Genomic DNA, 2,914 nt, shown 5'->3' on the forward strand with positions numbered 1-2,914 from the left:
TCATCATCGTCTTCATCATCATAAACTACGTCTTCAGCATGTCTATTTTTTTCTATATTTATCTGTTTATTTAAATCTTTAATATCTATATTTTTCGTAACATAGTTATCATACTCTTTTATAAAATCTAAATCTATGTTCTTTTCTATATACTCTATATCTTCTATAACTTCCTCAGCACTTTGATATCTATCAACACTAGATTTTTCAGTTAGTTTCTTGATTATAGTTCTAACACTTTGAGGTATATTTATCTGTTCTTCTGAGGTAAATTCAATTTCATCGTTTATATGTTGTAATGCTATAGATATAGGACTATCTCCTCTAAAAGGAACTTTTCCGATTATCATTTCATATAAAACTATTCCTAACGAATAAAGATCTGCATTATTACTTACAAATTTACCCTTTGCTTGTTCTGGTGAAAAATAGTGTACAGAGCCTATTATGCTACCAATATTAGTCATAGTTGAGTTTGAAACAGCTTTTGCTATACCAAAGTCAGCAACCTTAACTACTCTACCTTCATTAGATATAAGTATATTATGAGGCTTTATGTCCCTATGAATTATACCCTTTTTATGTGCTGCACTAAGAGCCATAGCTATTTGCTTTGTTATATCAAGGGCTGTATATTCATCTAATGTTCCTTCATTCTTTATTATTTCCTTTAAATTTTGCCCATCAATGTATTCCATTACTATATAATGAACTTTTCCATCTTCTCCTACATCGTATACGTTTACTATATTAGGGTGTGAAAGACTTGCAACTGCCTCTGCTTCCCTTTTAAATTTACCTAAGAATTCATCATCATCTACAAATTCTGGCCTTAATACTTTAACTGCAACTATTCTATTTAATAAAATATCTTTAGCTTTATATACAAAAGCCATACCTCCATCACCAATTTTTTTGATGATTTCATATCTGTTTCCTAAAACAGTCTCTCCCACTTTATCACCATCCTATTTCTCTTCTATCAATATAACTGAAATATTATCCCTTCCAGAAACGTCATTTGCAGTGTTTATCAATTCTTTTGTTAAATCATTTACATCCTCATCTTTTAATAGTGTATCTTTTATAGTATTATCATCTACAAATCCAGTTAATCCATCACTTGTTAATAATATCTTGTTACCTGCATCTATTTGCTTCTTAAATATATCTACTATAACCATTTCATCTGTTCCTATAGCTCTAGTTATATGGTTCCTTCTTGGATGTGTTTTTGCTTCTTCTTCAGTAATAATATTTGCTTTTACAAGTTCTTCAACAACTGAGTGATCTATTGTTATTTTATTAAAGCCATTTTCATTAAGTAAATAACATCTACTATCTCCTACGTTAGCAACATATAAATTATTTTTATATATAATTGCTATTACAAGTGTAGTTCCCATACCTTCAAATTCTAAACTGCTCATAGATTTTTCATATATTATATTATTAACATTATGATAAGCTTGCTTAATAATATCATCAATATAATCAATCTTTATATTACTACTTTGTAATAAATTTTCTTTAAGAAACTCAATTATATTTTCTACTGCTAGTTTACTTGCTACTTCACCTTTGTTATGTCCACCCATTCCATCAGCTAATGCGAATATTCCAACAGATCCAAAATCTGTGTCTATTATCTCACCCTTACAGTAGTCTTCGTTATTTTTTCTGACTTTACCTATATGGGATGCACAGTTATAAATCACAAAAATACCCCCTTAAAGCTACTTATGTTTTCTTCTCAATTGTCCACAAGCTCCACCTATATCTGAGCCCATAGATATTCTAACTGTAGCTGGTATATTATTTTTTTCTAGTATATCTCTAAATCTGTATATATGAGATTTATCTGGTCTTTTAAAATCCCTTTCTTCAACATTATTAACAGGAATTAAATTTACATGACACAACATTCCCTTTAATAATCTTATAAGTTCTTGTGCTTCTTTTTCTGAATCATTTACACCTTTTATTAAAGAGTATTCTATAGTGACCCTTCTATTTGTTTTTTTAATATAGTATTTACACGCATCTAATATATCTTTTATTGGATAAGCATTTGCTATAGGCATTATTTCTTTTCTTTTTTCATCATACGGAGAATGAAGAGAAAGTGCTAAGTTAATAGGAATTTCTAAATCAGCTAATTCCCTCATCTTCGGAGCTATTCCACATGTAGATAATGTTATGTGTCTATAGCCTATATTTAAACCATTTTTATCATTAACAATTCTTAAGAACTTCTTAGTATTTTCAAAATTATCTAATGGTTCTCCACTGCCCATTAAAACTAAATTTGAAACTCTCTTTCCTATATCTTCTTGTATCTTAAGTATTTGATCTATAATTTCCCATGGTTCTAGATTCCTTATTAATCCTTCTAATGTAGATGCACAGAATCTACATCCCATTCTACAACCAACTTGATTTGATATACAAACAGTAACTCTATCTTCATAATCCATCATTACAGATTCTATTATATTACCATCATTTAATTCAAATAGATATTTTCTAGTTTTATCTACCTTAGATTTTAAGCTTAATTCTATTTTTAAATTTCCAATAAACGAAACTTCTTCAAGCTTTTCTCTTAAAGACTTTGGTATATTTTTCATATCATCAAAAGTCTTTGCTCCTTTGTATATCCAAGAATATATTTGAGAACCTCTAAATGCTGGCTCTCCTATAGATTTTACAAATTCTTTTAATTCTTCTTCTGTAAAGTTTTTTAATGCTACTTTATTTTGACTCATATTATCACTACCTTACTCTTTTTAATTTCGCTATAAAGAATCCATCCATTCCGTGAATATTAGGATATATTTTTAAGTATCCTTTTTCTTGATTATCTAAATCTACATTTACTTCATCGATAGGTACTAATTCAAAGTTGTCATTT

3 protein-coding genes are annotated in these 2,914 nt (G+C 28.5%); all 3 read right to left on the bottom strand.

The window, feature by feature from the left end; genetic code table 11:
* Window positions 1-956 (bottom strand): protein kinase (locus tag Q5F54_RS12430; protein ID WP_302334529.1); only part of this gene is annotated, 956 nt, incomplete at its 3' end.
* Between the two features lie 12 nt (window positions 957-968).
* On the bottom strand, window positions 969-1,718 hold the full coding sequence (locus Q5F54_RS12435) for a Stp1/IreP family PP2C-type Ser/Thr phosphatase (RefSeq protein WP_281539000.1): 750 nt from the start codon (window positions 1,716-1,718) through the stop codon (window positions 969-971).
* 18 nt (window positions 1,719-1,736) lie between these two features.
* Window positions 1,737-2,768, bottom strand: a complete 1,032-nt coding sequence (gene rlmN, locus Q5F54_RS12440) for a 23S rRNA (adenine(2503)-C(2))-methyltransferase RlmN (protein WP_071119652.1) — start codon at window positions 2,766-2,768, stop codon at window positions 1,737-1,739.
* Window positions 2,769-2,914 lie beyond the last annotated feature (146 nt).

The sequence above is a fragment of the uncultured Romboutsia sp. genome, assembly GCF_958366745.1.
Classification (GTDB): Bacteria; Bacillota; Clostridia; order Peptostreptococcales; family Peptostreptococcaceae; genus Romboutsia; species Romboutsia timonensis.